Origin of the sequence: Vibrio sp. R-1 (assembly GCF_035615595.1) — a bacterium.
Taxonomy (GTDB): Bacteria; Pseudomonadota; Gammaproteobacteria; order Enterobacterales; family Vibrionaceae; genus Vibrio; species Vibrio cholerae.
In genome coordinates, this window is the sequence record NZ_WPDC01000185.1 from 1 (window position 1) to 1,484 (window position 1,484).

2 protein-coding genes are annotated in these 1,484 nt (G+C 35.8%); both read left to right on the forward strand.

Annotated elements, in window-relative coordinates:
• Positions 1-169: 169 nt before the first annotated feature.
• Positions 170-1,075: a hypothetical protein gene (locus tag GOU96_RS17455; protein WP_267783216.1), complete on the forward strand. Its 906-nt coding sequence runs from the start codon at positions 170-172 to the stop codon at positions 1,073-1,075.
• A 229-nt stretch (positions 1,076-1,304) separates the two neighbouring features.
• On the forward strand, positions 1,305-1,484 hold a 180-nt coding region (locus GOU96_RS17460; protein WP_324702061.1), incomplete at its 3' end, for a GFA family protein.

Genomic DNA, 1,484 nt, shown 5'->3' on the forward strand with positions numbered 1-1,484 from the left:
CTGTACGGGTAAGAAAGCATATGCTCTGCTAAAAGAAATACTGAGAGATCGTTTAGAGGAAATCCCTACAGGTAGACGTGTTAGCATATAGCTAAAAGTACACTTATCAACAAATAGCCATGTTCAAATAATTAATATCCAGTCGCCATCCAAAAAGAGTTAAACAGTTGTGATTATTTCAAGCCAGAATCTAGAGAAAAACATTGATAGAATGTCAAAAATTGCTACAGCCATAGCAAAACTTGGCGTTGTAATAGGCGCATTATGCATAACCATTTATTCACTGAGAATCCACCACTTCCCTCAGGACCTATCGTTAAGCGATGGGTTGCTATTATTTATGATGGGTTCATGCTTTGGAATAATATACTTACTTATAATAATCAGCTTTATGAACTTAGGGATAGTTTTCTCCCCCATCATTAAATTAATTTTTAAATTAATTGCATGGATATCAAACTCATTCACCTCAAAAAAAACGGTCGTTAAGTATCAGCTAGCTCCATTCAATTTGACATCAATACCTCTATCAGTAGTTGCGATAATTTTGATTTTTAAACTTGGTGAGAAAGAGCCATTTCTTTACTTCAGCTTGTCAACTCTAACTATTGGTTTGTATTTATTTTATTCCATTTACATGTCTTGCGCCGAAAAAATAAAAAATGAAACATTAAAAAATAACCACGGATTAGTGATAGATGTCAACAAATCGATGACTAACAAGTTTGAATGTGAACATAATAAACGAGTGCAACTTATTAGCCTTTTTATAATGGTATTCGCCCCGCTATTTGCAAGTGGTATTTCAGGTGCAATTTTAGATGCTGCAATGCGTGCAACAAACATAAGAATTGAATCTTCAACCGTTTATATTAAGGAGCCTTACTCATCATTAATCCCAAAAGATTTAATTCTAGATAACTTAATGACGCCAAAAGAATATATCGCGCTCAACAAAGTCACCATCCTATTCACAGGCTTTGGTAAAAACACCATTATATCATTTAACAATGACAGCAAAGTAGAAAAAATAAAAATTCCTAATGATCATATAATCATAGTTCAACAATATTAAAAACCTCACGGCCTGATGATTTTTTGTTATCACGGAACCCGATGCCTGCAAAGTAATGTGTGCTAACGGAACCAATGCTCGAGCTAACTCTATACTTAAAGCGAGCCGCACTCGCCATACAGAATAAAACGTTTCATTAAATGACGTAGAGTACAAACAACGTTACTATACGAGAAATTTCCACTAAAAAACGCTGTTAGCAAGTGTACCCACGAAGAGGAATCAAAGTTTGATCAAAGGCGAATGCAATTGTGGAGCGGTTGAGTACAAAGTAAACGCCGAAATTTCGGACGTGTTTATCTGCCATTGTTCGATCTGTCGCAAATCGACTTCTAGCGGTGGAATCGCGGTGTCGATAGTCGAGCGCGACAAATTCACATGGATAAAAGGCCAAGACAAGATAACTTAC